The sequence below is a fragment of the Methylococcus sp. ANG genome, from assembly GCF_040730495.1.
Taxonomy (GTDB): Bacteria; Pseudomonadota; Gammaproteobacteria; order Methylococcales; family Methylococcaceae; genus Methylococcus.
This window is the reverse complement of the sequence record NZ_CP160399.1, coordinates 1030512-1044840: the sequence shown is the minus strand read 5'-3', so window position 1 is coordinate 1044840 and position 14329 is coordinate 1030512. Positions and strand designations below refer to the sequence as shown.

The window sequence follows — 14329 nt, the reverse complement described above, 5'->3', positions numbered from 1 at the left end:
CCTGCGGCGGCGCATCGGTGAATCGTGTGAGACTAAGGTGGACTAATCATCGGGCCGGCTGTCGTCCGGAGGCAAAGCGGCGTTGATGCGGCGTTTGACGCGCTCCAGCAGTGCGATGAGCGTTTCTTGTTCCCGGGCCGACAGGGCGCTAAGCACCTGCGCCTCCACCCCATCGGCGATGGACCAGAGCTCCTGCATGACGCGATGGGCCTTGGGCAACAGTTCCAGCCGATAAGCGCGCCGGTCTTCGGCATCTTTGTTGCGTCGAACCAAACCCGCCTCCTCCAGCAGGTCGATCTGCCGGGCCAGGGTAATGGGCTTGATTTCCAGGATCTCGGCCAGATCGATCTGGCGGCAATTTTCGTGCTTGGATAAATGCACCAAGGCTCGCCACTGGGCATGGCTCAGACCGATGCCTTCGGCTGCCTTGTTGAAGCGCTGGCGGATGCAATGGCTGATTTCGTAGCTCAGAAAGCCGAATTTGGAATGCATGATCCATTATATCGTAAGCGACGGATATAATATCAAAAGTTATTAACTATTGCTCTCGTCAGGAATGAGCGTCAGTGGGCGCGAGACCGGCTGAACCGGGTGCCGCCCAGTGGATGGGATCATCCGCGGTTCTCAGGCACAGGCGGGCGGTTCACCGAACCGGCAGTCAGCCGGTTTCGGCGCGGCTGACCAGCAGTCCCGAGGCTTTCAGCGCTTCGAGCTCCGCTTCCAGCTCGAGCTGGATGAGTTCCAGGTGGGTGAGGCGTATTTCCGTTCTGGAGCGCGTGGAATCCAGCAGTTCCAGCAAACTGCCTTTGCCGAGCCGGTAAGCCGCTTCGCCCATCTCCTTGAGGGCGGACAGCTTGGCGACGACGTCCCGCTCGAATTTGACCCGTGTTTCGCGCCTGCGCGCGAGGAGGCCGGTTGCGCGATCGAGCGCGACGTGGATTTGGGAGGTCACCAGTTCGCGTTCGAGGATGGCGGCCTGTTTTTCCGCCGCCGCCCTGGCCATGCCGCCCTGATTGCGGTCGAACAGGGGAATCTCGACGGAGACGCCGCCGAAGAAGGCGTGCCCGTACGGCTGTTCCGTGAACGCCGAACCGAACTGGATCGAGGGAACCGGCCAGCGCTCGGCCTTGGCTTTTTCCAGGCGGGCATCGGCCGCGATCTCTCCCCGGCGGACGGCCTCGATCTCGGGGTTGATCCGCTCGGCGTCCGCCCAGGATTTTTTCGGATCGGCCGGGACTCCCAGCGGCGCGAGGTTTCCCAATGCCTGCGGTTTCCAGTCCGGCAGGCCGAGCATCAACCCCAGTTCCTCCACGGTTCCCTGCAGGTCGTTGCGGGCCGTTTCCAGCTTCGCCCGGACGTCCTTGGCTTCGATTTCCATGCGCAGGGTGTCGTAGCGGCTGGCGCTGCCGGACTCCTCCCGCCCGGCGACGAGCGCGGCGAGATGCTCCATGTTCGCGCTGGTTTCTTCCAATACGGCGATGCGCTGCTGGCCTGCCAGCAGTTTGATGAACGTGCGCCACAGCTCGTGCACCAGGCCGGCGAATTCGGCCTGGACGGCGGCTTCAGTGGTTTGCACCTGCTTTTCCGCGGCCTCGACCCTGGCGCTGTGCTGACCGGTGATGAGCACGGGGACTTCCAGTACGACTTCGCGTTGCACCTTGCCGTCGTACATCGTGTTGTTGGCGCTCAGGAGGCTGTAGTTCCCGAAATTGACTCTTGGATTCGGCAGCACGTCCGCCGCCGCGATTTCGGCCTTGGAAAGCTCGACCGCTTGCCTCAAAGCCGCGTAACGGGGGCTGTGTTGTCTCGCGACTTCCAGCAGCTGCCTGATGGTGACGGCCTGCGGCAGAGATTCCGCTGTCGTTCCGGCAAGCGCAGTGCCGTCGAGATTCAGTGCGAGGAATAACGGGAGCAGGCATTTGAATGCCCGGAAAACACGGGCGTGACGGTTTTCCTGGATCATCGTTCGAGCAGTTCGTCGGCCGTTTCGGGCGACAGCAGCAGTTTGGGCGTGATGAAGGAGTAGAGCACCGGCAGAACGAACATCGCCACGAAAAACGTCGTGAACATGCCGCCGACGATGACCATGGCGAAGGGGCGCTGGGTTTCACTGCCGATGCCGGTGGACAGCGCCATGGGAAGCAGGCCGAGCAGCGCCAGCAGCGATGCCATCAGCACCGGACGAAGCCGCTCCACCGCTCCCTCCCGGATGGCGTCGAACAGACGCATGCCCTGGCGACGACACTGTTCGGCGGCGCTCAGGACCAGGAGTCCCATCAGCGAAACCTGGCCCAGCAAGGCGATGAAGCCGATGGCGGCGCTCACCGACAGGGGTATTCCGCTCCATAGCAGGATGAATACGCCGCCGACCAAGGCGAAAGGCACGCATGCCAGGATGGCGAGGGCGCTACGGGCGGATTGCAAGGCGCCGTAGAGAAGCGCGAAGACGACCAGAACCGCCACGGGGACGGCGACGGCCAAGCGCGTCATCGCCCGCTGCTGATTCTCGAATTCGCCGCCCCAGACCAGGAAGTGGCCTTCCGGCACGTCGACGGCGGTTTCGACCGCGAGCGACGCGTCGCGCACCACCGATCCGAGGTCGCGACCTTCGATATTGAATTTGAGCGCGAGGAACCGCCGGTTCGCCTCCCTTTCGATGGAGGTCCGGCCGCGCTCGATGCGCAGGTCGGCGACCTCCCGCAGCGGAATCCGTGCGCCTCCGGGGGTGGGCAGCATCAGGTTCGCGATGCGCTCCATGTCGCCGCGTTCGGTGCCGGGGAGGATCACCCGCACCGGCACGGGGCGTTCACCCTCCCAGAGTTCGGTGACGATCTTGCCCGCCAGGCCGGTTTCGATGGCGTTCTGGGCCGCGTCGACGTCGATTCCATGCCGGGCCAGAGCCGGCCGGTCCAGCTTCAACTGGAGCTGCGGCACCACCGACTCCCGGTAAAGGTCCAGGTCGATGACCCCGGGGATGTCTTTCAGCACCGCCTTCGCCTGTTCCAGGGTGACGCGCATCTTTTCCAGGTCGGCGCCGTAGATCTTGAGCACGACCTTCCCGCGGACGCCGCTGACGGCCTCCTCGACGTTGTCCTTGATGGGTTGGGAGAAATTGAAGCGGACGCCGGGGATCGCGGCGAGGGAGTCTCGCATCTCATCGACCAGCCGGGCTTTCTCCAGCCCTGGGCGCCATTCCGCCCGAGGCTTCAGGTGGACGAAGGTTTCGCTCATGTTCACGCCCTCGTTGTCGGTGCCATCCTCGGAACGGCCCTGCTGGCTGAGAATGCTCTTGACCTCGGGAAACCCGAGCAGGCGCTCGCGCATGTCGAGCAAGACCTCCTGTCCCTTGGCCAGGGCGATGCTCGCCGGCATCTCGATGAACAAGTGGACGTCGCCTTCGTCCAGCTCGGGCAGGAATTCGCTTCCGAGCCGGGTCCCAGCAGCGCCGCCGGCGAATAGCAGCAGGAACGCCACGGCCAGGGTTCCGCCACGCCGCTCCAGTGCCAGCTTCAAGACGTGTCCGTAAACCCGGCGCAGGGATGCCAGGAACGCCGGTTCCTCGATCACGGCGTGCCGGGGCCGGATGAAGGCGGCGCACAGCGCCGGCACCAGGGTCAGCGCGAACACCAGGCCGCCGGCGAGAGCGAAGCTGTACGTGAAGGCCAGCGGGCGGAATATGCGGCCTTCCACACGCTCCAGGGTATATACCGGGATGAGCGCGGCGATGATGATCAGCATCGCGAAGAATGTCGGTTTGGCCACTTCGAGCGCCGCGGCGATGATCAGGCGCAGCATCTCGCGGCGGCTTTCCGGACGGCGGCAGGTGGCAAGGTGAATCACGTTTTCCACCAGGACCACGGCGCCGTCGAGGATGATTCCGAAATCGATCGCCCCCATGGAAATGAGATTGGCCGGGAGGCCGAGCTGATAGAGCCCGGAGAAAGCCGCGAGGAGGGACAACGGGATGACCAGGGCGACGATCAGAGAGCCGCGGATGCTGCGCAGAAACAGCCAGACCACCGCCACCACCAGCAGAAATCCGTGCAGCAGGTTGTCGTAGACCGTGTGCAGGGTGTTGTCGACCAGTTCGGTCCGGTCGAGAAAGGGTTCTATCCTCATTCCGGCGGGGAGGATCCGGCTGTTCAGCTCCTCGACCTTGCTGTGGACGGCTTCCAGCACTTTCGAGGGGTTCTGTCCCCGCCGCAGCAGCACGATGCCCTCCACGGCCTCTTTCCGGTGGTCCAGGCCCACGGCCCCCTGGCGGGGCGTGTAGGCCTGGACCAGACGCGCGACGTCGCCGACGGTGACCGGCGTGCCGCCGGCGCTCTTGAGCACGATCCGTTTCACGTCCTCGGCCGAGGCGAGGTTGCCCACGCCTCTCACCAGCATCTGCTGGTCGCCATGACGCAAGAATCCCGCGCCTACGTTCCGGTTGGACCGGGCGATCGCCTGGTTGACGTCCTCCAGGGTCAGACCGAAGGATTCGAGCCGCACCGGATCGGTTTCGACCTGGAATTCCTTGTAATAGCCCCCGAAGGTCAGTACGTCGGCGACGCCCTGGACCTGGCGCAGCGCGCGGGACACGTTCCATTCCATTTCGGACCGCAGGTCGTAGAGCGTATGGCGGTCGCTCACCATCACGAACTTGTAGATTTCCCCCAGAGGCGTGTAGTCCGGGGCGAGCACGGGCGTGACGCCTTCCGGCACCTCGGCGCCGGCCATCCGCTCGGAAATCAGCGTTCTCGACCGGAAACTGTCGACGTCATCCTGGAAGGTGATGGTGATCAGGGAGAGACCGAACAGGCTCTGGCTGCGCATTTGCAGCATGTCGGGCGTGCCGTTCAGCACCCGCTCCAGCGGGATGGTGACCTGCCGCTCCACTTCTTCCGGCCCATATCCGGGCATCAGGCTGATGACGGTAACCTGGGTGTTGGTGACGTCGGGGTACGCTTCGATCGGGGTATCGAGGTAGGCGCGAACCCCGTACACGGCGATCGCCGCGGTGACCGCGATGGCCGCGAAACGCCGGTGCACGCAATGCTCGATCAGCAGCTTCAGCATGATCGCATCCTTACAAGAGCATGGCGGCTTCGCCGTCCAGGAGCAGGGCGCCCTTCACCACCACGCGTTCGCCCCCGGAGAGCCCCTCGAGGATGGGCGTCATGCCGGCCCGCGACTGCCCCGCCCGCACCGGGCGGGCTTCGAAGATCCCCGGTTCCTTCTCCACGTAGACGAAGGTTTCCCGCCCGTCTTTTATCAGCACGGCCGAGGTGGGCAGGACGATCCGGCCGGGCTCCGACACGGTGATCGATACTCTCGCGTACATGCCGGGCCGCAGCGGAACCGCGGGGTCGTCCGGCTCGATGAACACCGAGGCGCGCCGGAGTTCATTCTGGATGGCGGCGCTCTCGGCCACCACATGGCCGGAAATGGCGTTCGGCAGCGAGGCGAGTTCGATCGAAGCCTTGGCGCCGACCTCCACCAGCAGCAGGTCGTTTTCGAACACGTCGGCCACGATCCAAGCGGCGGAAGGCTCGCCGAGGTCGAACAGGGGCGACCCCGGCCCCACCGCGGCGCCCACGGAGACATGGGCCTTCAGAACCACGCTGTCCATTGGCGCCCGGACGACGACCTCGCCCCCGCGGCCATCCCCGATGAGGTGGAGGAGGTCGCGGCTGCGCTCGTATTCGGTGCGGGCCTGGCGGTACTCCGTCTCGGCTTCCATCCGTTCGACCTCCAGGCCGACGCCGCGGCGGGCCATTTCCGCCTGGCGCCGGCGCCTGTCTTCGGCACGGCTCAACTCGGCCTCGGCGCGGGAGAAATCCGAGCGCATCTGGGCCGCGTCGGCGCTGACCAGCGTGGCCAGCGGCGCACCGGCCCTGATACGTTCGCCGATCTGCGCATGCACCTTGGTGACCCGTCCGGGGACGATCGTGCCCGCGGCCGAAACGGCTTTGGTGCGGAAGTCGACTTTGGCGGGAGCCGAAATCGAGGCGTCGAACGCTTCCGGATGGATCTCCTGGATGACGAGATAGGGCAGGGACTCCGGCCTCAGCGAAACCGTGGCCGGCCCGTGGCTTTTCCGGGTGTCCGCCGACGATGACGGACTCGGCCGGGGACGATCGATCGGCTCGATACCGTTTTGTTCACAGGCGGAAAGGCACAGGAAACCGAACAATGCGAGCCGGGATGGAAAAGACATGGGACGACTTGGGAAGCGCTGGGGTTGCCCATGCTATGCGCGGAAGCTTTCAGATACCTTTCAGCGACGGCCCAGGTCTTCCTCCGGTCGCCGCCCGAAAGCGACTTCGATGCGTGTGCCGCTGTCGAAACCTGAGCGGGAGATATGCAGCCGGGCGCCGTGCAGGTCGGCGATTTCCTTGACGATCGCAAGGCCCAGGCCGCATCCGTCGCCGGGGCTTCCGGGTATGCGGTAAAACCGCTCGATCACCTTGCCCGCTTCGGTCGGCTGAATGCCGGGGCCGTCGTCGTCGACGATCAGAGCCGTCCTTGGGGGGCCGTCGAGTTTCACGGCGACCTGGCCGCCGGATCTCCCGTAGCGGAGGGCGTTGTCCAGCAGGTTGTTGAGGAGTTCGCGCAGGAGAAGCGCGTTGCCGCCGATGAAGATGGGCTCCTCCGGCGCCCGGAGTTCCAGTTCCATGTTCCGGTCCAGCGCCTTGGGTACCCAGTCCATGCAGCATTCGCGCACCAGCGCGCACAAGTCCACCGGCGTGAATTCCCGGTGGTCCTGCATCATCGCCTCCGAGCGGGCCAGTACCAGCAATTGGGTGCTGAGATGGGCTACCCGGTCGGCGGAGTTCTTGATGTGGATCAGTGCCGGCCTCATCGTTTCGGGGTCTTGCGCGCGCAGTGCCCGCTCCGCCTGGATCTTGAGGCCGGCCAAAGGGGTGCGAAGCTGGTGCGCGGCGTTTTCGATGAAACGCCGCTGGGTCGCCATCGACGCCGCCAGGCGTTGCAGGAGTTCGTTGATGGTGTGGGTGAGGGAGCGCACCTCGAGCGGAACATCCGTGTCCGGGATGGGATCGAGGTCCCGGGCGGACCGGCCGGCGATGATGCGTGCCAGGTTGCGCAGCGGGTGGAGCCCCCGGTTGACGCCCGTCCAGATGTGAACGCCGGTGACCAGCACCAGCAGGATTTGGGGCAGCACCACCGCGAAGAGAATCTCGCTCATCATGCCGCGGCGCTTGTTCAGCGTCTCCGCCACGGAAACCAGCACTTCCCCGGATGCCGCCGTGGGAGCCGTCAGCACCGACACGATCCTGATCGGCTTGCCCCCGATTTCGCCGTCGGAAAAATACGGACGGTCCCGTTCCTCCGGCGGTATCGAGGGGCTGGAGAGGGCTTTGTCACCCGCCATGAATCCCCCGTCGAGCGACTCGACCTTGAAAAAGGTCTTGTCCATGTCGTCCCAGCGGAACATTTCGACAGCGATGGGAGGAAGCTCGAAAGTGATTTTGTCCTTCTGTCCCTTGACCTGCTGGGCGAGCGAGCGGGCGGAGTCCAGGAGCCAGCGGTCGTAGGCCATGTCCGCGTAGTGCAGGGCGACGAAATACGATACCGCCGCGTCGAGCATCACGACGAAAGCCAGGGGCAGCGTCAACCGCAGCAGCAGCTGGGTCCGCAGGCTGTGCGGCTTAGTCATCGGCGGGCCGCTCCAGCAGGTAGCCGAGGCCGCGCACCGTCCTGATGCGAATGCCGAGATCGTCGAGGCGGCGGCGCAGGCGGTGCACGTAGACTTCGATGGCGTTGTCCGCCAGCTCGTCCCCGCCGCTCGCCAGACGCAGGGCGATCCGGTCCTTGCTGACCACCCGGCCCGCCTGCAGCAGCAGAGCCTCCAGCACGCCATATTCGCGGGAAGGCAGCAGCAGCGGTTCGCCATTCACATGGACCTGGCGGTCGAGCGTATTGAGAACGAGCGGGCCGCACACGATGTCGTGACCGAAGCCCCCATGGCTGCGCCGGATCAGCGCCCGCACCCGCGCTTCGAGTTCCCGCAGCTCGAAAGGCTTGGTCATGTAATCGTCGGCGCCCAGCTCCAGACCGCCGATCCGGTCGTCCAGCCTGTCCCGGGCCGTCAGGATGAGGACCGGCACCGGCGACTTCCTGGCCCGCAGCAGTCTGAGGACTTCTCTTCCGTCGATGTCGGGCAGGCCGAGGTCGAGGATGACCAGATCGTAGTCCTGGGTGCGAAGGGCGCTGTCGGCATAGGTTCCCGTCGTGGCGACGGTGAGGTCGAAGCCGTCCTCGGCCAGGCTGCGCGACAGGCCGTCGGCCAGGGTTTCATCGTCCTCGACGAGCAGAATCCTCATCGGTTTTCACCGGGGTATGAAAGGTTCATGAAAGCTTTCTTCTCTAGACTTCAGCGGTTAACGGCAAGCTTGGCGCTGCGAAGGGCGAATAGTCCGGATGCCGCAGTCTGCACGATATTTCCTCGAACCGGCAATCCGTGCCGTCAGAGGCCGGAATCCACCGGGGCAACGCCGAATGGGGTCAATCATGGGAACGCCGAATTCCACCGCGCCTTCGCGCAACGTCCGGCTCGACTTTTTCCGGGGCGTGGCGCTGATGATCATTTTCGTCAACCACATTCCCTTCAACCCGCTGTATTTCTACACCCCCTCCCGGTTCGGATTCAGCGACGCCGCGGAAATCTTCGTCTTTCTCTCCGGATTCGCCGCCGCCCTGGCCTATGGGCGATGTTTCGAGAGGGCGGGAATGTGGCTCGGAACGCTGCGCATCCTGCACCGCTGCGGCCAGATTTACGTCTCGCACCTCGCGCTGTTTTTTGCCCTGGCGGCGATCTGCGCATTCGGCAACCGGTGGCTGGGCGGGGAGGATTACATCCACCGCCTGTACCTGCGGTATTTTTTCGAGAGCACGCCCGACGCGATCGCCGCGCTGTTCAGTCTCCGCTACGTTCCCAATTTCTTCGACATCCTGCCGATGTACTTCGTGATCCTGCTCTGGGTGCCTCTGGCATGGAGCCTGTCGCGGATGCATGCCGCCCTGGCGCTGGGTGTTTCCCTGCTCGTGTACCTGGGTGCCTGGCACTTCGGGTGGGAGCTGCCGGCCGAGCCTGCCGGCGACCGTCCCTGGTTCTTCAATCCCTTCGCCTGGCAATTGCTGTTTTTCACCGGCTTCGGGCTCGGCGCCGGATGGCTTCGGGTGCCGCGCGCCGGCGGCGGACTGACCACGCTGTGCCTGGTCTTCGTGCTGGTTTCCATTCCGCTCGGTCATGAGCCGACCTATCAAAGCGTCGCCTTCCTGGGCGCCGTGCGCGCCCACCTGGAGCCCTGGGTGGACAAGAGCCATCTGGGATTGCTGCGTGTTACGCATTTCCTGGCGCTGGCCTATTTGATGAACCGGTTCGTGTCCTGGAGACCCCATTGGCTGGAATGGTCCCTGCCGCGCTGGATCGCGCGGATGGGCCGGCAGTCGCTGCCGGTGTTCCTGTTCTCCATGGCGCTTTCCTACCTCGCGGGGATGGCGCTCGACTGGACCGGGCGGGAAGCGTTCGATATCGCCTGGGTGAACCTCGCCGGCTTGGGATTGATGCTCGGCGTGGCCGGCGTACTGGAGTGGCTGGATTCCAAACCCTGGAAGGTCGTGGCCGCCGTGCCGGCCCCGGTCCGGTTCCCGCCGCGCCCGACGCGGATCGCCTGGCGGAACGTCTGGGCCGGCCAGGTGGCTTTGGTCTTCCTGGCGGCATCGCCTTTGCTGATTTCCTTCTCCAATAGCGGGGATTCGACGAGGGTGCCGCTGGTCGCCAGCGCAGGGCAGCCCGGCGAGCTCGTTTACCAGTCGAACGGAGAAGAACGGATCGAGTGGCAGGACGGAATCTGAGGGGGAGTTCGCATGGTTTGCCGGCCGCTTGTGGCCGGGACATATCGGGAGGCACGCGATGACGAGACGGGAATGGCTGGAACACTTGCTCGCCGCTGGGACGTTGGGCATCCTCGGTTCTGGCTGGCTGAGGCCGGCGAGCGGCGCGTCGATGACCCTGCCGTTCAGCAAGGCTTGGCTCAGGGAGGAGGCCAGGCGTCTGTCGCGAGAGCCCTATCAAGGTCCCGCAGACGACATGCCGGATTGGCTGGCCGGGCTGGATTGGGACGCGTATCAATCGATTCGATTCAGGAAAGAGCACTCGCTCTGGGGGACGAAGGGCCTGCCGTTCCAGGTGCAGATGTTTCACCTTGGGCTGTTCTTCAAGCATCCGGTGCAAATCCACGAAGTCGTCCACGGTGTCGCCGTACCCGTGGCGTACAGCCGCGATCTTTTCGAATACGGTGCGGCCGTCGACCCGCCCCGCCGAATGGGCGACATCGGCTTTGCCGGTTTTCGCGTCTATGCGCAGCCGGATTTCGAGCGGGACATGTTTTCGTTCCTGGGGGCGAGCTATTTCCGCGCGGTGGGGGGAACCCGCCAGTACGGCTTGTCGGCGCGGGGGTTGGCGGTCGATACCGGATTGCCGCGTCCGGAGGAGTTTCCGGAGTTTCGCAGCTTCTGGCTCGAGCGGCCTTCGCCCCGCTCCGCATTCCTTTCTCTCCATGCGTTGCTCGACAGTCCGAGCGTCGCCGGTGCGTACAGCTTCCGTGTGCGCCCCGGCGAGACGACGGTCATGGAAGTCGAGGCATGGCTGTATCCGCGCGAGAGCATCGAGCGGGTCGGCATCGCGCCGTTGACTTCGATGTTCCAGCATGGGGAGAACGACCGCCGCGTCTCTGACGATTTTCGCCCGGAGATTCACGACTCCGACGGCCTCGCGATCTGGACCGGCGCCGGCGAGCGCATCTGGCGCCCGCTCGTCAACTCCCCCGTGGTTCGGGTCAATTCGTTCGTGGACGACAACCCAAAGGGCTTCGGGCTGCTGCAACGCGACCGCGATTTCGACCATTACCAGGACGACGGAGCCGATTACCATCTGCGTCCCTCCGCCTGGGTGGAGCCCCTGGAGGCCTGGGGCCGGGGTGCCGTTCAACTGGTGGAAATTCCCACCCCCGACGAGACCTTCGACAACATCGTCGCGTATTGGAATCCCGAACGCCCTTTCGAACGGGGGCAAGAGCGCGTTTTCAGGTACCGTCTGCATTGGGGCTCCCGGCCGCCGCAAGGGGGAGACGACGCCGAGGTGGTCGCCACCCGGACCGGCGTCGGCGGCATTCCTGGACAGAAAAACCGGACGCCCTCGCGTAAATTCGTCATCGACTTCCGGGGCGGGCGGTTGCAAGGTCTGGCGCCCGATGCCGGAGTCGAGCCGGTCGTTTCCGCCTCGAGAGGGAGGGTCGAGCGGGCTGCTGCCCGTCCGGTCAAAGGAACGGCGACCTGGCGCTGCAACTTCGACCTGATCAGCGATGGGAGCGAGCCCGTGGACTTGCGCTGTTTCCTGCGTGACGGTTTCGGCGCTTTGACGGAGACCTGGCTTTATCAGTGGACGCCCCCCGCCTGAAGGCTTCCAACGCCGCCGCGGTTTGCAGGTTGGCCGATTCCCTGTAATGTCGGGGCGGCACGCTTCGCCGATGCCGCGAGAGCCGCGGGTGCCGGCGGCGAATATGAGGAGGCGTTCATGGCGAACGAAGCGGTACATCAGTTCTTTTTCCAATTGATGGTCATCCTCCTGACCGCTCGCCTGTTTGCCGAGCTGTTCGCGCGCCTGAACAGTCCGCCGGTGGTGGGCGAACTCCTGGCCGGGGTGTTGCTTGGCCCCAGCCTGCTCGGGTGGCTGGAACCCAGTCAGGTGATCGGGCTCCTGGCGGAGATCGGCATCATCCTGCTGCTGTTCGAGGTCGGGCTGGAAACCGACATCCGGCAGCTCGCCAGGACGGGAGGGCGAGCCTTGTTCGTCGCGGTCAGCGGCTTCGTCCTTCCTTTCGCCTTCGGCACCGCCGTGGGCTACCTCGCGTTCGGTTTCAGCCAGTTGGAGGCGCTTTTCGTCGGCGGTACGTTGACGGCGACCAGCATCGGCATCACCGTCCGGGTGCTGACCGACCTGCAGCGCCGGCATGGCAGGGAGGCCCAGGTGGTACTGGGCGCGGCCGTGATCGACGACATTCTGGGCGTGATCCTGCTGGCGCTGCTCTACGAGTTTTCGCTGGCCGGCACCGTCGATCCGGCCAACGCGGTGCGGGTCATGGGATTCATCGGCGTGTTCTTTCTGCTGGCGCCCCTGTTCGCCAGGCTGATTTCGCTGGCGATCCGCCAGTTCGCCCGGGTCAGCCGGACCGACGGCCTGATCCCGACGCTGATCGTCTCACTGGTCCTGTTCTTCGCCTGGCTGGCGCATTCCATGGGAGCTCCGGAGCTCCTGGGCGGTTTCGCCGCGGGGCTGGCCTTGTCGCGGCGCTTCTTCCTTCCCTTCGGCCTGGCGCTGCATCGCGATCCGGATTTCGCCGGCCGGATCGAGAATCAGATGCGGCCCGTCATCCATCTGTTCGTGCCGATCTTCTTCGTCATGGTCGGCCTGTCGCTGAACCTTCGCGCGGTGGATTGGGGTTCGCCGTTCATCTGGTCGCTGTCCCTCAGCCTGTTCGCCGCGGCGATATCGGGGAAGCTCCTGGGCGCCCTGTTGCTCAAGGGGCCATGGAGGGAGCGCTTTGTCATAGGCATCGCCATGATTCCCCGGGGCGAGGTCGGCCTCATCTTCGCGGAACTCGGGCGCACCTCGGGCATCCTGGACAACCAAACCTACGCCGCCCTGATCATCGTCATCGCGCTTACGACGCTGCTCGCGCCGATCTTGCTCAAAGATCTCTACCGCCGGTATCTTCCGCTTGAAAATTGACTAACATACGTGGTTTTTGCGCGGTATGTCGCCGCAAGTGGAGACTGCATGAATTCATCGAGGATGATTCCGTTTCGAGCCCTGGCCGCGGCGGGGCTGGCCGTGATGCCGCTGGCGGCATCGGCTGAGCCCGGCCTGTCCCGCTCGCTGGACCTGAGCGGCCATTTCGTCGGCTATCTGGCGTTGGCGCTGTTCGGTGTCGCCTATGTCTTCGTGGTGCTCGAGGAGGTGCTGGAATTACGCAAGTCCAAGCCCATGATGCTGGCGGCGGCGCTGATATGGGTGGCCATCGCGGCCGTTTACAAAGGGGAGGGCATGTCGGAGGTGGCCGAAGCGGCCATCCGCCACGACGTGCTGGATTACGGCGAGCTCCTGCTGTTCTTGATCGTTTCGATCGCCTACATCAACGCCATGGAGGAACGGCGGGTGTTCGACAGCCTGCGGTCCTGGCTGGTCAACCGGGGTTTCGGCTACCGCCAACTGTTCTGGGTGACCGGCGCGCTGGCTTTCTTCATTTCCTCCGTCTCCAACAACATGACCACGGCCATGCTGATGTGCGCGGTGGTCATGGCGGTGGGCAAGGACAATCCGAAATTCGTGGGTCTTTCCTGCGTCAATACGGTCGTGGCGGCCAATGCCGGCGGCGCTTTCTGTCCGTTCGGCGACATCACCACCCTGATGGTGTGGCAGAAGGGCATCGTCGAGTTCTGGACCTTCTTCAAGCTGTTCGTCCCTTCGGTGGTGAATTTCGTCATTCCTGCCGGGCTGATGCATTTCGCCGTGCCGAAGGGGCGCCCGGCGCCGCTCGTGGCCAAGATCACCATGCGCCGCGGCGCCAAGCGGATCGTGCTGCTGTTCCTGCTGACCGTGCTGACCGCCGTCGGTTTTCAGAACGGGCTGCAACTGCCGGCCGCGGTCGGCATGATGGCGGGACTGACCTATCTGCAGTTGTTCGGTTATTTCCTCCACGTGACCCACAGCGATGAACCGGAAGTCGGCATCGATCCGATGTCGGGCGAGGCCGTCACGGCGGAGGAGCCGGAAAGCACGTTCCGCTTCGACGTCTTCCATCATCTCGCCCGCATGGAGTGGGACACCTTGCTGTTTTTCTACGGGGTGGTCCTGTGCGTGGGCGGCCTGAATTTCATCGGCTATCTCCATCATCTGTCCGATTTCCTGTACGGCGATCTCGGAGCGACCTCGGCGAATACGCTCGTCGGGGTCATTTCCGCGCTGGTCGACAACATCCCGGTGATGTTCGCGATCCTCTCCATGCATCCGGAGATGTCCACGGGCCAGTGGCTGCTGGTGACGCTCACCGCCGGTGTCGGCGGCAGCCTGCTTTCCGTCGGTTCCGCGGCGGGCGTGGCCCTGATGGGGCAGGCCAAGGGCGTCTACACTTTCGTCACGCACCTGAAATGGGCGCCGGCCATCGTTCTGGGCTATCTGGCGAGCATCGGGGCCCATTTCCTGATCAACGCCGAAATGTTCTGACAGGACTCGCCCGCCCCCCGACCGATTCCGCGTTCG

At 64.6% G+C, this 14329-nt stretch carries 10 protein-coding genes; 4 read left to right on the top strand and 6 right to left on the bottom strand.

Going from position 1 to position 14329, the window contains the following annotated elements; genetic code table 11:
- Positions 1–42 precede the first annotated feature (42 nt).
- The 6 genes from ABZN20_RS04800 to ABZN20_RS04775 form a co-directional block, all read right to left on the bottom strand.
- Positions 43–492, bottom strand: a complete 450-nt coding sequence (locus tag ABZN20_RS04800) for a MarR family winged helix-turn-helix transcriptional regulator (RefSeq protein WP_218806715.1) — start codon at positions 490–492, stop codon at positions 43–45.
- A gap of 166 nt (positions 493–658) precedes the next feature.
- Positions 659–1963: a TolC family protein gene (locus tag ABZN20_RS04795; protein WP_367026932.1), complete on the bottom strand. Its 1305-nt coding sequence runs from the start codon at positions 1961–1963 to the stop codon at positions 659–661.
- Positions 1960–5061, bottom strand: a complete 3102-nt coding sequence (locus ABZN20_RS04790; protein WP_367026931.1) for an efflux RND transporter permease subunit — start codon at positions 5059–5061, stop codon at positions 1960–1962. Before ABZN20_RS04790 ends, ABZN20_RS04795 begins: the two co-directional genes overlap by 4 nt.
- A gap of 10 nt (positions 5062–5071) precedes the next feature.
- Complete coding sequence (locus ABZN20_RS04785) at positions 5072–6202, bottom strand: efflux RND transporter periplasmic adaptor subunit (protein ID WP_367026930.1); 1131 nt, start codon at positions 6200–6202, stop codon at positions 5072–5074.
- A 60-nt stretch (positions 6203–6262) separates the two neighbouring features.
- Entirely contained in the window at positions 6263–7663 is a 1401-nt protein-coding gene (locus tag ABZN20_RS04780) for a sensor histidine kinase (RefSeq protein ID WP_367026929.1), read from the bottom strand.
- Positions 7656–8330 carry a response regulator transcription factor gene (locus tag ABZN20_RS04775; protein WP_367026928.1) on the bottom strand — a complete coding sequence of 225 codons (675 nt, stop codon included), beginning with the start codon at positions 8328–8330 and terminating at the stop codon, positions 7656–7658. Before ABZN20_RS04775 ends, ABZN20_RS04780 begins: the two co-directional genes overlap by 8 nt.
- Before the next feature lie 187 nt (positions 8331–8517).
- Between ABZN20_RS04775 and ABZN20_RS04770 the strand changes: the two genes are divergently transcribed.
- From ABZN20_RS04770 to nhaD, 4 genes are all read left to right on the top strand, one after another.
- A complete protein-coding gene (locus ABZN20_RS04770; protein ID WP_367026927.1) occupies positions 8518–9864 on the top strand; it encodes an OpgC family protein in 1347 nt (448 codons plus the stop codon).
- Positions 9865–9922: 58 nt separating this feature from the next.
- Complete coding sequence (locus tag ABZN20_RS04765) at positions 9923–11467, top strand: glucan biosynthesis protein (protein ID WP_367026926.1); 1545 nt, start codon at positions 9923–9925, stop codon at positions 11465–11467.
- 117 nt (positions 11468–11584) lie between these two features.
- Complete coding sequence (locus tag ABZN20_RS04760; protein ID WP_218806723.1) at positions 11585–12799, top strand: cation:proton antiporter; 1215 nt, start codon at positions 11585–11587, stop codon at positions 12797–12799.
- 48 nt (positions 12800–12847) lie between these two features.
- Complete coding sequence (gene nhaD / locus ABZN20_RS04755; protein ID WP_367026925.1) at positions 12848–14293, top strand: sodium:proton antiporter NhaD; 1446 nt, start codon at positions 12848–12850, stop codon at positions 14291–14293.
- Positions 14294–14329 lie beyond the last annotated feature (36 nt).

What these genes read in the sequence shown, in the direction of transcription:
- ABZN20_RS04765 (WP_367026926.1), top strand. Translation starts at nt 9,923, where the DNA reads ATGACGAGACGGGAATGGCTGGAACACTTGCTCGCCGCTGGGACGTTG.
- ABZN20_RS04770 (WP_367026927.1), top strand. Translation starts at nt 8,518, where the DNA reads ATGGGAACGCCGAATTCCACCGCGCCTTCGCGCAACGTCCGGCTCGAC.
- ABZN20_RS04760 (WP_218806723.1), top strand. Translation starts at nt 11,585, where the DNA reads ATGGCGAACGAAGCGGTACATCAGTTCTTTTTCCAATTGATGGTCATC.
- ABZN20_RS04785 (WP_367026930.1), bottom strand. Translation starts at nt 6,202, where the DNA reads ATGTCTTTTCCATCCCGGCTCGCATTGTTCGGTTTCCTGTGCCTTTCC.
- ABZN20_RS04780 (WP_367026929.1), bottom strand. Translation starts at nt 7,663, where the DNA reads ATGACTAAGCCGCACAGCCTGCGGACCCAGCTGCTGCTGCGGTTGACG.
- ABZN20_RS04795 (WP_367026932.1), bottom strand. Translation starts at nt 1,963, where the DNA reads ATGATCCAGGAAAACCGTCACGCCCGTGTTTTCCGGGCATTCAAATGC.
- nhaD (WP_367026925.1), top strand. Translation starts at nt 12,848, where the DNA reads ATGAATTCATCGAGGATGATTCCGTTTCGAGCCCTGGCCGCGGCGGGG.
- ABZN20_RS04775 (WP_367026928.1), bottom strand. Translation starts at nt 8,330, where the DNA reads ATGAGGATTCTGCTCGTCGAGGACGATGAAACCCTGGCCGACGGCCTG.
- ABZN20_RS04800 (WP_218806715.1), bottom strand. Translation starts at nt 492, where the DNA reads ATGCATTCCAAATTCGGCTTTCTGAGCTACGAAATCAGCCATTGCATC.
- ABZN20_RS04790 (WP_367026931.1), bottom strand. Translation starts at nt 5,061, where the DNA reads ATGCTGAAGCTGCTGATCGAGCATTGCGTGCACCGGCGTTTCGCGGCC.